This window comes from Saccharomonospora xinjiangensis XJ-54 (assembly GCF_000258175.1).
Classification (GTDB): Bacteria; Actinomycetota; Actinomycetes; order Mycobacteriales; family Pseudonocardiaceae; genus Saccharomonospora; species Saccharomonospora xinjiangensis.
This window is the reverse complement of sequence record NZ_JH636049.1, coordinates 4,156,235-4,174,171: the sequence shown is the minus strand read 5'-3', so window position 1 is coordinate 4,174,171 and position 17,937 is coordinate 4,156,235. Positions and strand designations below refer to the sequence as shown.

Below are 17,937 nucleotides of genomic sequence, written 5' to 3'. Positions count from 1 at the left end.
ATGGCACGGTATCCCCTCCGGTGGGCGAACCCATGGCCGGGTGGGCACTGTGCGCGTGTCACCGGCCACCCGCCGTGGGCACGACCGCCGCCGTGGTGCGACCTGGCCCCTGCTAGCGTGAGAAACAGCAGGTGAGGTGCGCCGACGCCGTCGAGTCGCAGGGAGAGGGACGTGACCGAGCAGACTCCGACGGGCCAGGCCGTGACCGCGTCCGACGTCGAGGCGGCGGCCCGGCGACTCGACGACGTGATCCCACCCACGCCCCTGCACCGTAACGAACGTCTTTCCCGGCAACACGGTCTCGACGTCTGGCTCAAACGTGAGGACCTCAACTCCGTCCGTTCCTACAAGGTGCGGGGCGCCTACAACCTGATGAGCCGCCTGTCCGACGAGCAGCGCTCACTGGGCGTCGTGTGCGCCAGCGCGGGCAACCACGCCCAGGGTGTCGCGTACGCGGCGGCGGCTCTCGGCGTCGAGGCGCGCGTGTACCTGCCGAGGACGACACCGAGGCAGAAGCGGCAGCGCGTGGCCTGGCTCGGCGGCAAACACGTGCAGGTGGTGGTGGGAGGCGAGACCTACGACGACGCCGCGGCAGCGGCCCGCGCACACTCGGTCACCACGGGTGCTGTGCTCATTCCCGCCTTCGACGACCCGCGCACGATCGCGGGACAGGGCACCGTGGCGAAGGAGATCGTCGAGCAGCTGGGATACGCGCCGGACGCGGTGATCGTCCCCGTGGGAGGTGGCGGCCTGCTCGGCGGCACGCTCGCCTGGCTGCGGGAACGGCATCCCGGCGTGGCGATCGTCGGCGCTGAGCCGCAGGGGGCGGCGAGCATGGCGCTGGCACTGGAACGCGGCGGGCCGACGCCACTGGAGACGGTCGATCCCTTCGTGGACGGCGCGGCCGTGCGGATGGTGGGCGAGCACACCCACGCGCTTGCCGCGCGACACACTCCGCGCCTCGTCACGGTGCCGGAGGGCCGCATCTGTGTCGAGATGCTCGACCTCTACCAGTCGGACGGCGTCATCAGCGAACCCGCGGGTGCCCTCGCACCCGCGGCTCTGGGCCTCGACGCCCTCGGCCTTCCGGAGGGCGCCACCGTGGTGTGCGTACTCTCCGGCGGTAACAACGATCTCAGCCGCTACGCCGAGATCGTGGAGCGAGCCCTCATCCACGAGGGCAAGAAGCATTACTTCCTGGTCGAGTTCCCCCAGGAGCCGGGGGCGCTGCGCCGGTTCCTCGACGACGTCCTCGGGCCGGACGACGACATCACGCTGTTCGAGTACGTGAAGCGCAACAACCGCGAGACCGGGCCCGCGCTGGTGGGCATCGAACTCGGTGCGGCGGAGAACCTGGCCGCGATGCTGGAGCGCATGCGGCGGGTGCCGCACCGCATCGAGCGGGTCGAGCCCGACAGTCCGCTGTTCTCGTTCCTGACGTGAAGGCCCTCAGTCGGCCTTGTGCAGCTTGTCAGGGTGATGCACGGCCGTCCTGCCGGTCTTCTCGCTGCGCACCAGATACTGCGGGTGTTCCTCCGACGCCCTGACCGTGCGCCCCGCTGCCCGGGTTTCCGAGGTGATCTTCTCCTCGACGGTGCCGACCGAACTCTGGTTGCCCGCGTCCCACCGCACCCGATCGCCCTTCTTGAACTCCGTCATGGCCGTTCTCCCTCCGCATATCGCTTGCGGGGTACCCGTGACAGCGGCGGGATCACGGCAACGACTGAGCGGCCTCCGCGAGGGCCTTGTCGATCGATTCCGAGGGCGCTGTGCCAGTGGAACATCCGGCGCGCACCGGCGCGGTGTGCCGGCGACCTCCACAGTGACGATGTCGTACCCGTGGGCCAGCCGATGAGGCGAGCCAACCGGTGCGGCACTGTCACACGCCTCTGCCAAGATCACTCCATGGATCTGGAAGAAATCCTGCGTTGCCTGGTGGAAGCGGACTCCGGACAGCGCAGGGCGGAGTTGTGCGGTGGTCGCTACGTCGTCGTCGAATACACCGGGGACTTCGAACCCCATGACCTCGACGACCTTGAGGAGGATGTCCTCGAAGACGAAGGCGACTCACTCGGCGCCGTGACGGGCGAGGCGAGTTCGCTCTACGACGCCCTCGACGCGGTGGCCGCCACGTTCGCCGACCGCTACGACGACGATCCGGACGAGCTGGTCGGCGAATACCGCGATTCCGATGTGGACGAACTCGACTACGAGGAATGGCTGGACGAGAACGATTTGCCTTTCGTCCCGCTACTGCGCGAGATCCGGTCGCCGCGTCGCAGGATCCTCGCCTACGTCCTGCTCGGGTACCACGCTCCGATGGATCTCGTCGAGGAGAATTTCACCGACGATCACTACCTCGGGCGCGCGGTCGTCCGGTTCCCCGGCGCGCGGTTCCGGTTCCTGCTCAGTGCGGCTCCTCCGCATCACGAAGAGGCCTACGCGATCGTGGAACTTCAGCCCGTCGGCGAGCAGGACGGTGAGCTCTCCGATGCCTGCCGTCGTGGTGACGTGGCAGCGATCGAGGCCGCTCTCGCCGGTGGAGCGGACGTCAACGCACTCGACGAACGCGGCATGACCCCGCTGCATGTGGCTGCGGCGTACCGGCACGTCGATGCCGTGTCCGCGCTCCTGGCCGCCGGTGCCGATCCCCGGCTCCAGGCCGAATACGGCAACGCGGCGCACTTCGCGGCGCTGGAGGCGGATCTCGTCCGGCCGTCGGCTGACGGCATCGAGAAGGGCGCGCACTGGGACATCCTGCGCGTGTTGGTCGCAGCCGGAGCGCCGGTGAACGCGACGAACCTCATCGGAGCCACCCTGCTGGACCTGGCTGTCCGGACCCTGCCGTACCCGGAGGAGAAGATCCGATTCCTCCTCGATCACGGCGCGCGCAGCGCGTCGTTACGCGACGCCTCCGTGCATGCCTTGCTCCGCAATCTGCCGCTCGGTTCCCCGGCCGACCTGCGGACGCGGGTGAACGTGGTGCGATTCCTGCTCGCCTCGGGGACCTCTGCGGACGGTGCCCTGCGCGCGCTCGTCAACGACACCGGCTACGACGAGAAGGAGGTACCCGGCGACGTACTGCTGGAGTTGGCGGAGGTGTTGTTGAGGCACGGAGTTCGCGACACCCCGGACGACGACGGCGCCACAGCCTTGAGCCGGGCCCGGTTCTGGGCCGAACACGGTCACGCCAACTACGAGCCCGTCGCCGAACGCCTCAGCAGGGAGACCGCGTGACTCACACCCCGAGCGCGTCACGTTGCTCGGGGCTCAGCCGGTCAGGGCACGCCGTGACGGTGTAGGCCCCGGGTTCCACGACTCACAGGGCGAGGGGGTCGGCGACGGCCGGCCGGTTTCGGATCGTGTCGAGAGCCCCACCCACCCTGTCCCGAGGCCAGCCGAGTGCGCGGGCCAGCGTCTCGGGAGTGAGCGGCCGACCGGCATGCACGAGTGCGGCGAAGACGGTCAGCACGTCGTCGGCGACTGGCTCGGCGAAGGTGCTGCCGCTCATCTGCTCGCTGAGCCTGGCGAAGAACCGGCCCATCGTGGCGAGCCGGGCCCCTGCGGTTGTGTCGGCGCCGACGATCTCGACGCCCTGTCGTGCGGCGGTCGCGATCTCGCCGTGTGCGCCGGTGTCGGTCCGCCATGCCCGAAGCCAGACGTCGTCGTCGATGAGATACCGCTCCCTGCGCCCACCTCGATCCTGCTGCCGAAGAACCAGGTCCATGGCTTCGAGGTAGCCGATGGACTTGGACACCGAGGCCGGGCTGACCTGGAGTCTGCGCACCAGGTCGGCTGCGGTCAGACCGTCCGCGTCGGCTGTGAGGAGGCAGACGAACACGCGGGCGGTCATCCGTGGCAGGCCGGTCGCGGTCAGGAGACTCGCGAAGCGGTCAACGAAGCCGCGTATCGCTTCGGGCGGCTGCTCGCTCGTCTCCTCGGCGGGCCGCACCGGCTTGTGCCTGCGGGCACGGTGGCCCGAGGCTCGCTGAGCGACCTCGGCCAGGTAGCCATCCTTCGCGCTGTTGCGCGCCACCTCACGGCTGATCGTGGATGTCGGCCGTCCGAGCCGTCGGCCGATCTCGGCGAAGCCGAGCCCTTCGGCCAGCCATGCCGCGATGCGCTCGCGGTCCTCGCGGGTCAACCTGCCCACAGTCACGGACCAGGACAGGTTCTGGGGCGCATTGAAGAAGGCACACACGGCGCTCCCGAAGGACGCGAGGTGGAAGGTGGCCGTGGCGAGCAAGGACGGCGGCAAGGCGGTGAACATTCTCACCCATGAGTCCCTTGAGGACGTCGAACGCTTCTTCGAGGAGCACGCGGGCGACTACGCCACAACGGCGTACTTCGAGGCCGACGCCGCGAACGCGGTCGGGCTTCCCCGATGACGACGACGATGACGACCTCCCCGCCTGCCGACGTGTCCCGGATCAAGGCCAGGGTCACCGAACTCCTTACGGAGTCGGGTATCCCGAACGCCGCGATCGGGATCCTGCACCACGGACAGCTCACCGAGTTCGCGTGCGGGATCACCGACGTGGAGACAGGGGAACCCGCGACGCCCAGCACCGTCTACCAGTGCGGCTCGATGACCAAGACCTGGACCGCACTGGCTTTCCTGCAACACGTCGATGAGGGAACCGTCGATCTGGACGCGCCCGCGCGTGCCTACCTTCCGGACTTCACGGTGGCCGACCCTGTGACGAGCGCCGACGTCACCCCTCGCCACCTGCTGAACCACACCAACGGCATTGAGGAGGACTACGGCGATCCCGGCGAGGACGACGACGTCTACGAACGCATGGTCGCGAACATCGCCGACGCGCCCCAGGTGTTCCCGCTGGGCCACACCCATGGCTACAGCGTGGCGCTCGGCTACGCGATCCTCGCCCGGATCATGGAGGTGATCGACGGTGAATGCTGGGACGACATCGTGCGGCATCGGCTATTCGATCCCATGGGTCTGACCAGCACGAGCACCAGGCGCGAGCACGTGGACGAGACCAGGGCCGCCACGGGGCACGTGATCCGGTCGCTGGAAGAAGGTCCCATCGTGACACCGGTGGACTACCTGCCGCGTGCCTTCGGCCCCAGCGGTGCCGTCACCTCGACTGCCAGGGAGGTGCTTGCCTTGGCGCACCTTCTCCTCACCGGGGGAACGGCGCCGAACGGGCAGCGGATCGTGTCGGCAGGCAGCGTCAGGGAGATGATGCGGTCGAGGGTGCCGGTCCCCGACCCGTACCTGCTCGGTCCGGAATGGGCGCTCGGCCTCATCGTGGGTGACTGGCACGGCGAGACCGTCTACGCCCCCGACGGCAGCACGATCGGGCAGAACGCTCGGCTGCGGGTACTGCCCGATTCGGACATCGCCATCACGATGCTGACCAACGGCGGGCCGAGGGACAGTGTCTACCGCGCGGTGTTCAACGAGATCCTGTCCGACCTCAACGCGGTCACGATCCCCGATCTGCCTGCTTCGAACCCGGCGCTGAACCTCGACCTCGCCCGGTACGAAGGCTGCTACGGGCGTCCCGGAACCCGCTATGAGGTGTGGGCAGAGGGGAGGACACTGTTCCTGACCTTCGACCTCGAACGGATGCAGGCGGAGTTCCTTCACAGGCTAAGCAGAATCACCTACGAGCTGCTCCCCGTGAGCGAGACGCGGTTCCTGATGCCACCGGCCGATCCGCTGGAGGACACCAGACACTCGCGATCTACGACTTCACCGGCGGCGCTGCCCGATACCTCCACACGAACGGCCGCGTGAACCCACGGCTGTGAGGCCCCGATCCGGTCAACGCCACACCCCAGTCGCACGCCGGCCGGGGCGTCGAAGCTCCCGCACTGCCGGCGGGAGCGGCAGGGGATCGTGTCGTTCGAACCTGATGGCGCCCAGCGACTCCGGGCGCTCCGACAGCCACCCAGCCACCCCGCCACCCCGCCTCGGCACGGCACGGCACGGCACGGCACGTCGAGGCGGGGATGGTCGGCGTGAGCGGGTGTCCCCATAGGTGATGGGTATCTCATCGGCTACGCTGCGTCGCATCCATCACGCTGGCCGGGGGGGTGCTGTGCGACCACTGACCGAGGACGACCCTGCCCGCGTCGGCGACTACACACTGGTGGGCCGCCTCGGGTCCGGTGCCATGGGCACCGTCTACCTCGGCCGCTCCCGCGGCGGGCGGCGGGTCGCGGTCAAACTCGTGTCCGCGGGACTGGCAGAAGAGGCCACCTTCCGCGACCGGTTCCGCCACGAGATCGCGAACATGCGCAAGGTCGGCAGCTTCTGGACCGCTGGTGTCGTGGACGCCGACCCTGACGCGGCCCGGCCGTGGGTCGCCACCGAATACATCGAAGGCCCCACCCTCGCCGAACACGTCCAGAGCAGAGGACCACTACCCGAGAACGAAGTCCGGGAACTGGCAGCCGCACTCGCCGAAGCCCTCGTCTCCGTGCACGAGGCAGGCGTCATCCACCGCGACCTCAAACCCGGCAACATCCTCATCTCCAACGACGGCCCCAGAGTCATCGACTTCGGCATCTCCCGAGTCCTCGACCAGACCACCCTCACCGCCACCGGCGTCGCCATCGGCACGCCCGGATACATGTCCCCCGAACAAATCGAAGCCTCCGACATCGGCCCCGCCAGCGACATCTTCTCCCTCGCCGGAGTCCTGGTCTACGCGGCGACCGGCAAGGGCCCCTTCGGCACCGGCTCCATCTCCTCGATCCTCTACGCCGTCGCCCACGGCCAACCCCACCTCGACGACGTCCCCCCGGCCCTGCGCGTGGTGCTCGACCCCTGCTTCAGCAAAGACCCCACCGGACGCCCCACCGCCGCCCAACTCCTCGACACACTCACCCCCGACCACACCCCCACCACCGCCATCACCACCGCCACAGCGGCGACCACCACGCTGCCATCGGCGGAGCCGACCAGCCCGGTGCTGAAGTCCCCGCGCACCACGGCGACACCGCCCCCTGCGGTGGCGGCGAAACCGGCTCCGCGCACTTCAGCGGTTCGGCCGAAATCACCCGGCCGACGTCCCGCCTCCACCGTGGATGGCGGGGTGCGAAACACCGGACCGTTGCCCAACGGGTTCGCGCTCGGGGCGGCGCTCGCGGGCGCGGCGGGCTACGGGGTGGCCCTCCTGCTCAACAAGACCATCGATGCACCGGTGCCGCTGGAAGATCTCGCGTTGACCGAACTGGTGCCGCTGGTGATCACAGCGCTGACCGTGTTGCTCCGTCCCTTCCGCACCGAGCGCACCCGGCTGTGGGGCGCGATGACGCTCGGGTTCCTGCTCCCCGCACTGATCACCGTCCGCTGGGTGCCGTACGACAACCTGCTCGACCCATTCGACACCGTAACCGTGTTCGCGGGACACGCACTCGCGCCCCTGGCTCTGCTCGCGGTTGCCGACATCGCTATCGGCAGACGCACCACCGGCGAGTTGCTTGGCGGAACGCCGCAATTCGCCGTTCCGCTGGCAAGCTGGGTGACCTATTTCCTGTTGCAGCCGGTTCTCGACGTGTACGCCATGAGCTCGGCGAGTCTCGTGATCTTCTGGCCAGTGTCGGCAGTGCTGATGTTCGTGCTGCTGGGGTCGATGTCCGGGCGCGATCTGCTCGACCGGTTCGGCTTCGTGATCGGCCTCGCGCTTCCCGCGTTGCCCGTGGCGCTCTTCCTGCTGCTGGGCGCACCGGCCAACGAGCCGCTCGTCTACGCGCAGGCTGTGCCCATCGCCGCGTTCACCGTTCCGTTCGTGCTGGTGCGGCGCCTCGCCACCCGCGCAGCCACTCGCCGCAGGACCGGGATGGACACCCGCGAATTCCTGCGGTGAGCGGCGCGAGCGATCAGCGACCGAGGTGTTCGCGCACCGTGGCGGCGACCTCGGTCACCGGCACCCGGAATTGGTCGCCGCTGGTCATGTCCCGCATGGTCACCACACCGTCGGCCTGCTCCTCGGGACCGTGGATGAGCACGACGCGCGCCCGCTGGTCGTTGGCCCACTTGAGCTGCTTGCCCAGCTTGCCCGACGTGCCGAGGTAGACGCCGGTGCGCAGGCCCTGGCCACGCAGGCCGGCGGCCATGCGCATGACCGCGTCCTCCGCGCCGAGCACGGTCAGCGCGACGTCGAGCCCGCCGCTCGCCTCCGCGCCGGACGCCTGGATGGCGAGGATGCGTTCGAGACCGATGGAACCCCCGCACGCGGGCAGGTCCGGCCCGCCCAGCTTGGCCACGAGCCCGTCGTAACGGCCTCCGGAGGCGATCGAACCCGGATAGCCCTCTGCCACCACCTCGAAGATCGGCCCGGTGTAGTAGTCGAGGCCCCGCACCATGCGCGGCGTGTACACGACGCGACCCTCCGGCAGCCCGGACGTCAGATCGAGGAGCCGGTCGATCTCCGCGAGGCCCTCACGCCCGCGCTCGGTGGTGTCGAGTTGCTTGCGCACGCGGTCGGTATCGGCGGCGGTCACGTCGCCCACCAGTTCCTCGGCCGTGCGCGCGTCCAGCCCACGGTCGGCGAGTTCGGCCACCACCGCGCCAGGGTCCAGCTTGTCCAGCTTGTCCAGCGTGCCGAGCACAGCCGTGCCGCGTTCCTCGGCGATCCCGTACGCCTCAAGCAGCCCGTGCAGTGCCTTGCGGCTGTTCACCAGCACGCGGAAGTTCTCGACGCCCAGCGCCTTCAGTCCATCGTGGATCGCCCAGAGCACTTCGGCGTCCGCCAGCGGCGATGCCGAGCCCACCGTGTCGATGTCGCACTGCGTGAATTCGCGGAACCGGCCCTTCGCCGGCCGGTCGGCGCGCCACACCGGCCCGATGGCGTAGCGCTTGTAGGGGGATGGCAGCCGGCTGCCGTAGGTGCCGACGACCCTGGCCAGCGGCACGGTGTGGTCGTAGCGCAGCGCGAGGTCCGCCTCGCCGGTCGCCTCGTGCACCCCGCGCTTGAGGATCTTGAAGATGAGCGCGCTCGCCTCATCGCCGAGCTTGCCCGCGAAGACCTCGAGCCGCTCGAACGCCGGAGTCTCCAGCGGATCGAACCCGTAATGCTCGAAGACGCCCGAGACCGTGTCGAACGCGGCCTTGCGGCGACGAACGTCGTCCGCGAGGAAGTCCCGGGTGCCTGAGGGTGGCTCGGCGGCCTTCGCCATGATCGTCGTGTCCTCCGATGTCGTTGACTCGACGCCCATTGTCCCGCGTCTCTCGCCGCGAGGCGCGTCACCCCTCGCGCGAGGGGCGATCGGAGTCTCAGCGTATAGGGCGTTATACGGTTTTGTGGCGCGATCGAGCGGCTACTCACCGTCGGGCCGAGCGCCGGACGGTGGGAGGTGGACGGTGGGCAGTGATCGCGACGAACTGCTGCGGCACGGAGCCGAACTCGATGGCGTGGAGATTGTCGAATACGAGCCTTCGGACCGGCACCCACTGTCACCCCGCTACCGCAGGGGACGGCTTCTCGTCCTCGGCTCCTCGGCCGTCACCGTGATCGCGTCCGTGGCCGCTGCCGTGGTGTACCTGGCGTGGCCGTGGCGGTACGTGACGCCCGGCGGCGAAGGCCACACGCTGTACCGGCTGTACACTCCGCTGCTCGGGACACTGCTCGGCCTCGCCGTCCTCGGCCTCGCGGCGGCGTTGCTCCTCACGGCGAAGCGACTACTGCCCCGCGAGGTCTCCGTGCAGCGACGGCACCTTGAGAACGGCTCCACCTCCGAGGACAGGGCGACGTTCGCCGCCACGGTCGCCGATGCGCAGGAGCGGACCGGCCTGCGGCGGCGCTCGGTGTTTGGCAGGGCGATGGCCGTGGCCGCGAGCACGCTGGGAGCGAGCCTCGGCATCGTGGGCGTCGGCGCGTTCGTCCGTGATCCCTGGGACCGGCGCACCCACACGACCTCACCCGAGGACACCCCGTGGCACACCGGCTGGCACTCCCCCGACGGCGAGACCGTGTACCTGCGGATGGACACCGGGGAGCCCACCGAGGTGGTGCTGGTCCGCCCCGAGGACCTCGCGCCCGGCTCCACGGTGCCCGTCTTCCCGTTCCGGGAGTCCGAACGGGACGATCCCGAGGCACTCGCGAAGGCGTTCGAGGAGTCGGACAACCCCGCGACGCTGTACCGGCTGCCCGAGGGCACGGCGATGGCCGAGCGCGCCGATCGCGCGGGCCTGAACTACCGCGACTACTACGCGTACTCCCGTCTCTGTACCCACCTCGGATGCCCGGTGGGGATGTTCGAGACCGCGACGCGCCGGTTGATGTGCCCGTGTCACCAGTCGCAGTTCGACCTCACCGCCTACGCGAGGCCGACGTTCGGTCCCGCTGCCCGCGCTTTGCCGCAACTGCCCATCGCGCTGCACCCCGACGGCCACTTCGTCGCTACGGGCGACTTCACCGGACCCGTCGGCCCTGGCTTCTGGGAACTCGGCTGAGAGCTTTTCCATCCCGCTGCGGCGTGCCGGAGGCTGCGCACGGACGTTGGTGCGCAGCCTGCCAACACCCGTGCAAGAAGTACCAACACCCGTGCATGAGGTGCCAACACCCGTGCATGAGGTGCCAACACCCGTGCAGGAAGTGCGGACACGCCCACTGTTGAGCTACCACCTCGGTGTGTCCGCAGGTTACGTACGGGTGTTGGTATTTCAGGGACGGTCGCGCGGGGGTGGGGACGGAGGCGGGGGTGGAGGAGGGGACTGAGGCGGGGATCCAGGCGGGGGCTGCTCCTGTGGCCTGGTGCGCAGGTGCGTCGGCAGGGTCGGCAGCCGGTTGCCCCGGTATCGGGGCCGCACGGCACGACCATCGGCCGTCCTGCCGTACAGCGGCTCCCGCACCTCGACGAAATGCCTTCCCCCGCCCTCCGGCCGGACGACACCGGTCCGAACGCCCCTGGTGAGGACATCGCGGTCGGCGCGCTGCAACCGCAGGCACCACCGGTACGTCAGCCAGTACACAAGCGGCGGCACCGCGAACACGGCGACCCTACCGATCCACACGATCCGGTCAACGGACACCTGGAACACCATCGAGATCACGTCGTCGATGCCCATGAGCAGCAGGATCACGTAGAAGGCGATCCCCATGACTCCCAGCGCGGTGCGTGCGGGTACGTCCCGAGGACGCTGGGCGAGGTTGTGACGCCGCCGCGTGCTCTTCGTGAGCCTGCCTTCCACGAACGGATACAGCGCCACCACGGTGAACAGCACCAGCGGCAGCACCACGGCAGGCCAGAACGGTGCGGGAACGCGGTAGGTGTCCCACAGGACGAGGTCCCACGCGGGGAACAGGCGAAGCGCACCCTCCACGAACAGCAGATACCAGTCGGGTTGCGCGAACGTGGAGACCGCTCCGGGTTTGTACGGGCCGTAGTCGAACACGGGATTGATCTGGAGCAGGGCGCCCATGAGCAGCAGCACGGCCGCGACGGTGGCCGCCAGCCCGGTGCTTTTCAACGCGAACGCCGGGATCGTGCGCGTACCGACGACGTTGCCCTCACGCCTCCGCTTGCCGGGGAACTGCGTGTGCTCCTGATACCAGACGCTGGCGAGATGAACGGCCACGAGAGCGAGGATGAGCCCTGGCAGCACGAGCACGTGGAGGGTGAACAAGCGAGGGAGGATGATTTCTCCGGGGAACTCGCTTCCGAACACCAGCCAGTGCACCCAGGTGCCGATGACGGGAATCGACAGCATCATCCCCGACGCGATCCGCAGCCCCGTTCCGGAGAGCAGGTCGTCGGGCAGTGAGTAGCCTGCGAACCCCTCGGCGACGGCGAGCGCGAGCAGGAACACGCCGATCAGCCAGTTCGCCTCCCTCGGGGTGCGGAAGGCTCCGGTGAAGAACACGCGCAGCAGGTGCACGAGGATCGCCGCGACGAACACCAGTGCGGCCCAATGGTGGACCTGACGCACCAGCAGTCCACCTCTGACCTCGAACGACAGGTCGAGCGTTGTGGCGAACGCCCGGGACATCCGCACGCCCTCCGCGAGTTCGTACGCGCCGTCATAGGACACCTTGATCATCGAGGGGTCGAAGAAGAACGTGAGGAAGACCCCGGAGAGCAGCAGCACCACGAAGCTGTAGAGGGCGATCTCGCCGAACAGGAACGAGAAGTGTTCGGGGAACACCTTGTTGGCGCGGGTCCGCAGCCCCTTGGCCGCTTGGAACCGCCTGTCCACCGCGTCCGCGAGTTTCGCCGTCACCACGCTCGCCGCTCCTCGTCCGTGATCCACCGCCATGTCACGGCCACGGCGGCGAGCCCGATGGGCAGCATGGCGACGATCATGGCCAAACCGCCTGCCACGTCCCCCACGATGATCAGATAGATGGCTGAGAGGTCGAGTGCGGGACCGGCGAGGAACAGGTACACGCTGCGCAGAGCCGCGCCGCGCTCTCCCACCAGAACGGGAAGCCAGAACCACACCGCGCCCGCGAACAACGCAGCGTGCAGGGCGAGCCACGGGAAGAACGCGGTCACGGCGTGCCCCGCCACCGTCACCACGGCGTGCAGCGCCACGAAGGCGGGAAGCACCAGCAGCGGTGGCGCGGGTACCCGCTGCCACGCCACCCCGCGCCGCGTCATCAGCACGAGCGCGGGTGCGACAACGGAGATCGCGAGGCCCATCGCGGCCATGTGCACTGCGGACGTCACGGTCTCCTGCTCCTCAACAACCGGCGCACGGCGCTCAGGCCCCGCAGACCGATGGCGGCCACCGCGGCGACGCGCACACCCTTCGCCACGCCGTCGAGTTCACGCGCCTGCCCCGGCAGGGTGGTGTGCAGGCTCGGCACGCGGGTCGGTGCCGTCTCGACTCCGGGAGGAAGTCGTTCCCTGCGGGCACGGGCGAACGCGGCGACGAGCGCCACCGCCGCGAGCACGATCAACCAGTACCCGTAGACGAGGCCGAGCGCGGCGAGGACGACGGCGAGTGCGGCGAGCAGGGCCGAGGCGCTGGTGGTGGCCAGGCGTTGCGGCTCCTCGCCTGCCGGGGCGCGGCGGGTGTGCCGCACGAGGATCGCGGCGAGCACCGTCGCCAGCGCGGGACCCGCGTAGAGGGCGACGACGAGCGGATGCTCCTCGAATGTCCACAGCAGACCGGCCAGGACCGCGTTGACGACGCCCCAGCCGAGCACGACCTGCCACGCTCTCATGCGGGCTCCCGGGTGCGCCGCCCCTCGGCCCGATCGTGGCGCTGGTCGAGCAGAGGGGCGAAGCTGCGCACGGACGGCAGCGGGTGCGCGGCGTCGAAGTTCAACGGCGGTGGCGGCGACGAGGTCGCCCATTCCAGGGTGTGCGCGTGCCACGGGTCGTTCGGTGCCGCCCTGCCCCGCCTCCGCGCCAGCGACACCACGATGTTCACCGCGAACGCGACCATGCCGAGCCCCACGATCCACGACCCGACCGAGGACAGCAGGTTCAGTGTGCCGAAGCCGTCCTGGGGCAGGTAGGTGGCGACGCGCCGGGGCATGCCGTCGAGGCCGAGGAAGAACATGGGCACGAACGTCAGGTTGGTGCCCACGAGCAGCAGCCAGAAGTGGACGTGCCCGAGCACGGTGCCCAGCATCGCCCCGGTGACCTTCGGGAACCAGAAGTAGAACCCGGCGAAGAGGCCGAACAGGCTCCCGGCGAAGAGCGTGTAGTGGAAGTGCGCGACCACGAAGTACGAGTCGTGCATCTGGTAGTCCAGCGCGGGTGTGGCGACCATGATGCCGGTGAGCCCGCCGATCAAGAACTGGGGGACGAAGGCGAGGGCGAACAGCATCGGGACCGCGAAGCGCAGCTTCGCCCCCACCACCGTGGCCAGCATCGAGAAGTACTCGATACCGGCGGGCACGAGCAGCATGATCGACGTCAGTGAGTAATAGTCGTTGGCGGCCTGCCCCGTGGTGAACAGGTGGTGGCCCCACACGCTCATCGACAGCGCCGCGAAGGCCAGCAACGACAGCACCGTGGCCCGGTAACCGAAGAACCGGCGCCCCGCGAACGTCGCCAGCACCTCGGCCACCGCGCCGAGGAACGGGAAGAACATCACGTACACGACGGGATGGCCGTAGAACCAGAAGAGATGCTGGTAGCCGATGTTGAAGATGTTGTCGGAGAACACCTGCGGGCTCATCCGCCCCAGCGCGAGCAAGCCCAGCGCGATGAGCAGCGAGGGGAACGCGGCCAGCACCATGAGGTTGGTGGCGACCATCGACCACGTGAATACGGGAAGGCGCAGCATGGTCATCCCCGGCGCGCGCTTCAGCAGCGCCGTCCACAGCACCGTGCCGCCGATGAGGATCATCCCGAGGCTGGAGGCGAAGTTGCCAGCGATCCACAGGTCCGTGCCGACCCCCGGCGAGAACTGGGCACTCGACAGCGGGGTGTAGGCCGTCCAGCCCTCCTTCGCCGCACCACCGGCGGTGAGGAACCCGGACAGCACCGCGAGAGCACCGAGGACGTACAGCCAGTAGCCGAGCATGGTGGTGCGCGGTGCCGCCACCGTGGGCGAACCGACCTGCAACGGCACGAGATACAGCCCCATGGCCAGCGCGATGGGCGTGACGACGAGGTAGATCATGCCCGACCCGTGCATGGTGAAGAGCTGGTTGTAGGTGTCGTTGTCCACAAGAGACTGATCGGGCCGGGCCAGTTGAGCGCGCATGGTGAGCGCGAGCGCGCCCATGATGAACAGCAGCACCAGTGCGGTCCCCGCCGTGAGCACGGCGATGCGCTTGTGGTCGGTGGTGGTCAGCCACGGACGCGGCGAGGGCACCGCTTCGACGGTGGTGGCGGTCATACCGCGGCGCCTTCCAGCCACTGCTGGTACTTCTCCGGCGAGACGGCGCGCACGTGGAAGTGCATGGCCGGGTGGTACGGCCCGCAGAACTCGGCGCACTTGCCCAGCCAGCGGCCCTCCTCGTCGAAGGTGAGGGTCACCGTGTTGTCGTGGCCGGGGAAGGCGTCGATCTTGACAGCGAGCTCGGGAATCCAGAACGAGTGAATGACGTCGGACGAGGTGAGGGTCAGCTGCACGGGTTTCCCCACAGGGACCACGAGGGTGGGCAGGCCCGTTCCGTCCTCGCGGCACTCCCCGGTGACGGACCTCTCGCCGCCGGGGTAGCCGAAGCGCCAGCACCACTGGAACGACTCCACCGTGACGCGGTGCTGCGGTGCCGCCGTCGGCGTCTCGGCGTTGACCGCCTCCTGCACCTCGTCGTCGGCCGAGAAGGTGACGAGGACGATGACGGCCGCGACCCCAGCCAGCAGCACCGCGTACGTGCCCTCCACGACGGGGTGCGAGTGCCGCTTTCGCCGGTCGGGGGCGCGACGGCGGGAGAAAGCCAATGATCCCAACAACACGAGGGACACGACCGCGAACACGGCCACGGCGACAGCCACCTCGAAGCGGAAGACCTCCTCGAACACCCGCCGAAACTCCACACGCGCCTCCCGACAGCCACCTCGCGACAGCGGTCGCCGCATCCCGCTGTCACGGGGCAGGACCGACTGCGGGCTGGTACCCGGGCGCGGTCGGCCACAAACGCGGTGTGACCGCCCTCAGGGTCGTTCGACGTCGCTCAGTCGTCGCTCAGACGTCGCTCAGACCTCCCTGCCGGTCAGCTTGTCGCGCAGACGATCGACGAGCCCGGCGCCGGGGTCGAGGATGCGGTTGGCCGGTGGCATGTCGGGCGCGGCCGGGTGCGGCCTCGTCGGAGCCGTTCGCTTCGCCTCGATCACCTTCTCCCCCAGCTCGCGTAGCTCCTGCTCGTCGCAGACGGCCCGTAGCTTCGGCAGGAGATCCCGCTCCTCCTCCTCGACGTGGTGGCGGATCGAGTCGATCAGCTCCCGCACAAGGCTGTCGAATGCCGGCTCGGTGGCGTCGAGACCCTCGAGCCGTTTCATCAGGCGCTCGACCTCGGCGTGCTCGGCGATCTCGTGGTCGGCGATCTCGTCGCCGTCGTGGAGGTGGCGGCGCGCGGCCGGGTACACATGCTGTTCCTCGGCCACCGAGTGCCGCACGAGTTCGGCGATCACGTGGTCCACCAGCTCCTTGCGGCGCCCCGGCTCCACCCTGGGGTCCTCCAGCTGCTCGAACACCAGCTCCACCTGCCGGTGGTCCTCGGTGATGACATCGATCAGGTCGGACCCGGACGTGCTCGTCATCGCCTGTCCCTTCGTTCGTCACGGTCGGTGTGCGCCGCGTACTACCCTCGGGTGCCACGAACGAAACGGTGTGGGCGGCTCAGCGACCGAAGCCCGCCGTCAGGCCGCTGACGAGCTGGCGCCGTCCGAGGATGTACAGGGCGAGCACCGGCAGCGTCGAGAGAACCACCGCCGCGAGCACCGCGGGGATGTTCACCGTGAACTGCCCTTGGAAGCTCCAGAGGGCCAACGGCAACACCCGCTGATCGGGGCTCTGGGTGAGGATCAGCGGGAACAGGAAGCCGTTCCACACCGTCAGCGCGTCGTACACCGCGACGGTGACCACGGCGGGCCTGGTGAGCGGCAGCACCAGACTCCACACCACCCGCCAGTGGCCCGCGCCGTCGATACGCATGGACTCGAACAATTCGTTCGGGACGTCGCGCAGGAAGTTCGCGAGGATCACGACGGTCAGCGGGATCGCGAACGCCGAGGACGGCAAAATGATCGCCAGCAGGGTGTCGTAGAGGTGTGCCTGGGTGATGAGGTAGTAGACCGGAATGATCGTGGCCTGTAACGGGATCGCGAGCCCGAGCAGGAACGTCTGGTATGTCAGGCGGGCAAGCCTGCCGTCGGCCCTCACGACGTAGTACGCGGCGAGCAGCGACACCCCGACGGTCACGACCACGGTCGCGAGCGTCACCACCACACTGTTGCCGAGGTAGCGCAGGAAATCGTTCTCCAGCACCAGCCGGTAACTGTCGAGGGTCGCGGACTCAGGGGGAACCAGTGGGTTGGCCGAGAAGAAACCCTCCTGGTCGCGCAGGCTCGTGATCACGACGTAGTACACGGGGACGAGCACGACGAGCAGCCATGCGAACCCGGCGAGTCCGCCGAGCACGTTGGGCCTCGTGCCTGCTCCCCTGCGGGTACCGGCCACCATCACACACCCTCCAGCTGGCTGCCTCGGCGGAAGTTCGCCCACCGGGAAAGGCCGAGGGCGAGGGTGAGACCGGTGACGACGAGCAGGACGGCGAGTGTGCTCGCCTTGCCCATCTCGTCACTGGAGAATCCCGTGAGATACATGTGCAGCGGTAGCATCCGCGTCGCGTCCCCCGGCCCTCCGCCGGTGAGCACGAACACGAGGTCGAAGTACGTCAGCGACCCCACCATCATCAGAGTGGACGACGTGATGATCGTGTAACGCAGTTGCGGCAGGGTGATGTGGAGGAACTGCCGCACGGTGCCCGCGCCGTCGAGCTGAGCAGCCTCGTACAGCGATGCCGGGATCTGGCGCACCCCGGCCTGGTAGAGCAGGGTGTGGAACGGCACGAACTGCCAGGCGATGACGAACACCACGACGTACAGCGCCAGGTCCGCGTCGCCGAGCCAGTCCTTGGCCAGCCAGGTGGCGTCGAGCGCGAGGCTCATCCCGAAGTTCGGGTCGAGGAGGGCTTTGAAGGCTATCGCGATGGCCGCCGACGACAGCAGCATCGGCAGGAAGTACAGGACACCGAGCAGTGCCCGGTAACGACCTCGCCCCGCGACGAGAACGCCGAGCAGCAAGGAGATCGGCGTCTGCACCAGCCAGCTGAACACCATCACCTTGACGGAGAGCCAGACCGCGTTGAGCGTGGCGGGGTCGGTGAGCACATCCGACCAGTTGTCCCACGCCGCCCACGTCATCGGCGCGATGCCGTCCCAGTGCACGAAGCTGAGAACCACGACGCCGACCAGCGGCACCAGCGCGAACACGCCGAAGAAGATCAACGCGGGTGCCGCCATGATCGGAGAGGGCCCAGCGCTGCGCGT

General features: G+C 68.8%; 17 protein-coding genes. 6 read left to right on the top strand and 11 right to left on the bottom strand.

The genetic code is table 11. The features are described 5' to 3' along the window. The first annotated feature begins 171 nt into the window (after nt 1-171). Complete coding sequence (gene ilvA / locus SACXIDRAFT_RS18950; protein ID WP_006240278.1) at nt 172-1,443, top strand: threonine ammonia-lyase IlvA; 1,272 nt, start codon at nt 172-174, stop codon at nt 1,441-1,443. Nucleotides 1,444-1,449: 6 nt separating this feature from the next. Here ilvA and SACXIDRAFT_RS18945 read toward each other — a convergent pair whose 3' ends face one another. Beyond that, nucleotides 1,450-1,659, bottom strand: coding sequence for a hypervirulence associated TUDOR domain-containing protein (locus SACXIDRAFT_RS18945; RefSeq protein ID WP_006240277.1), 210 nt, complete (start codon nt 1,657-1,659; stop codon nt 1,450-1,452). Nucleotides 1,660-1,905: 246 nt separating this feature from the next. Between SACXIDRAFT_RS18945 and SACXIDRAFT_RS18940 the strand changes: the two genes are divergently transcribed. Next, on the top strand, nt 1,906-3,237 hold the full coding sequence (locus SACXIDRAFT_RS18940; RefSeq protein WP_006240276.1) for an ankyrin repeat domain-containing protein: 1,332 nt from the start codon (nt 1,906-1,908) through the stop codon (nt 3,235-3,237). 82 nt (nt 3,238-3,319) lie between these two features. On the opposite strand, the gene SACXIDRAFT_RS18935 is transcribed toward SACXIDRAFT_RS18940, so the two are convergent. Beyond that, nucleotides 3,320-4,144 (bottom strand): GbsR/MarR family transcriptional regulator, encoded by an 825-nt coding sequence (locus SACXIDRAFT_RS18935; RefSeq protein ID WP_232285334.1) that lies wholly within the window; start codon nt 4,142-4,144, stop codon nt 3,320-3,322. Between SACXIDRAFT_RS18935 and SACXIDRAFT_RS18930 the strand changes: the two genes are divergently transcribed. The 3 genes from SACXIDRAFT_RS18930 to SACXIDRAFT_RS18920 all read left to right on the top strand — a co-directional run bounded on the left by SACXIDRAFT_RS18930 (nt 4,119) and on the right by SACXIDRAFT_RS18920 (nt 7,844). Next, the gene (locus SACXIDRAFT_RS18930) at nt 4,119-4,388 is read left to right on the top strand and encodes a hypothetical protein (RefSeq protein WP_040922277.1); all 270 of its coding nucleotides are present in this window, start codon (nt 4,119-4,121) and stop codon (nt 4,386-4,388) included. The two genes, SACXIDRAFT_RS18935 and SACXIDRAFT_RS18930, sit on opposite strands and share 26 nt — an antisense overlap. After that, nucleotides 4,385-5,767 (top strand): serine hydrolase domain-containing protein, encoded by a 1,383-nt coding sequence (locus SACXIDRAFT_RS18925; RefSeq protein WP_006240274.1) that lies wholly within the window; start codon nt 4,385-4,387, stop codon nt 5,765-5,767. Before SACXIDRAFT_RS18930 ends, SACXIDRAFT_RS18925 begins: the two co-directional genes overlap by 4 nt. Before the next feature lie 304 nt (nt 5,768-6,071). Then, entirely contained in the window at nt 6,072-7,844 is a 1,773-nt protein-coding gene (locus SACXIDRAFT_RS18920; protein WP_006240273.1) for a serine/threonine-protein kinase, read from the top strand. Between the two features lie 13 nt (nt 7,845-7,857). On the opposite strand, the gene hisS is transcribed toward SACXIDRAFT_RS18920, so the two are convergent. Next, nucleotides 7,858-9,156: a histidine--tRNA ligase gene (gene hisS, locus SACXIDRAFT_RS18915; protein ID WP_040922788.1), complete on the bottom strand. Its 1,299-nt coding sequence runs from the start codon at nt 9,154-9,156 to the stop codon at nt 7,858-7,860. A gap of 184 nt (nt 9,157-9,340) precedes the next feature. Between hisS and qcrA the strand changes: the two genes are divergently transcribed. Next, nucleotides 9,341-10,432 carry a cytochrome bc1 complex Rieske iron-sulfur subunit gene (gene qcrA, locus SACXIDRAFT_RS18910; RefSeq protein WP_006240271.1) on the top strand — a complete coding sequence of 364 codons (1,092 nt, stop codon included), beginning with the start codon at nt 9,341-9,343 and terminating at the stop codon, nt 10,430-10,432. A 210-nt stretch (nt 10,433-10,642) separates the two neighbouring features. Here qcrA and qcrB read toward each other — a convergent pair whose 3' ends face one another. The 8 genes from qcrB to SACXIDRAFT_RS18870 form a co-directional block, all read right to left on the bottom strand. Then, complete coding sequence (gene qcrB / locus SACXIDRAFT_RS18905) at nt 10,643-12,202, bottom strand: cytochrome bc1 complex cytochrome b subunit (protein WP_006240270.1); 1,560 nt, start codon at nt 12,200-12,202, stop codon at nt 10,643-10,645. Continuing rightward, nucleotides 12,196-12,648: a hypothetical protein gene (locus SACXIDRAFT_RS22525; protein WP_006240269.1), complete on the bottom strand. Its 453-nt coding sequence runs from the start codon at nt 12,646-12,648 to the stop codon at nt 12,196-12,198. Before SACXIDRAFT_RS22525 ends, qcrB begins: the two co-directional genes overlap by 7 nt. Next, nucleotides 12,645-13,148, bottom strand: a complete 504-nt coding sequence (locus SACXIDRAFT_RS18895) for a hypothetical protein (protein WP_006240268.1) — start codon at nt 13,146-13,148, stop codon at nt 12,645-12,647. The genes SACXIDRAFT_RS22525 and SACXIDRAFT_RS18895 overlap by 4 nt, the downstream gene beginning before the upstream one ends. Next, complete coding sequence (locus tag SACXIDRAFT_RS18890; protein WP_006240267.1) at nt 13,145-14,779, bottom strand: cytochrome c oxidase subunit I; 1,635 nt, start codon at nt 14,777-14,779, stop codon at nt 13,145-13,147. The genes SACXIDRAFT_RS18895 and SACXIDRAFT_RS18890 overlap by 4 nt, the downstream gene beginning before the upstream one ends. After that, a complete protein-coding gene (coxB, locus tag SACXIDRAFT_RS18885) occupies nt 14,776-15,423 on the bottom strand; it encodes a cytochrome c oxidase subunit II (RefSeq protein ID WP_006240266.1) in 648 nt (215 codons plus the stop codon). Before coxB ends, SACXIDRAFT_RS18890 begins: the two co-directional genes overlap by 4 nt. Before the next feature lie 159 nt (nt 15,424-15,582). Beyond that, nucleotides 15,583-16,146 carry a hemerythrin domain-containing protein gene (locus tag SACXIDRAFT_RS18880; RefSeq protein WP_006240265.1) on the bottom strand — a complete coding sequence of 188 codons (564 nt, stop codon included), beginning with the start codon at nt 16,144-16,146 and terminating at the stop codon, nt 15,583-15,585. A gap of 79 nt (nt 16,147-16,225) precedes the next feature. Then, nucleotides 16,226-17,068, bottom strand: coding sequence for a carbohydrate ABC transporter permease (locus SACXIDRAFT_RS18875; RefSeq protein ID WP_006240264.1), 843 nt, complete (start codon nt 17,066-17,068; stop codon nt 16,226-16,228). Continuing rightward, nucleotides 17,068-17,910, bottom strand: a complete 843-nt coding sequence (locus SACXIDRAFT_RS18870) for a carbohydrate ABC transporter permease (RefSeq protein ID WP_006240263.1) — start codon at nt 17,908-17,910, stop codon at nt 17,068-17,070. Before SACXIDRAFT_RS18870 ends, SACXIDRAFT_RS18875 begins: the two co-directional genes overlap by 1 nt. Nucleotides 17,911-17,937: the final 27 nt, after the last annotated feature.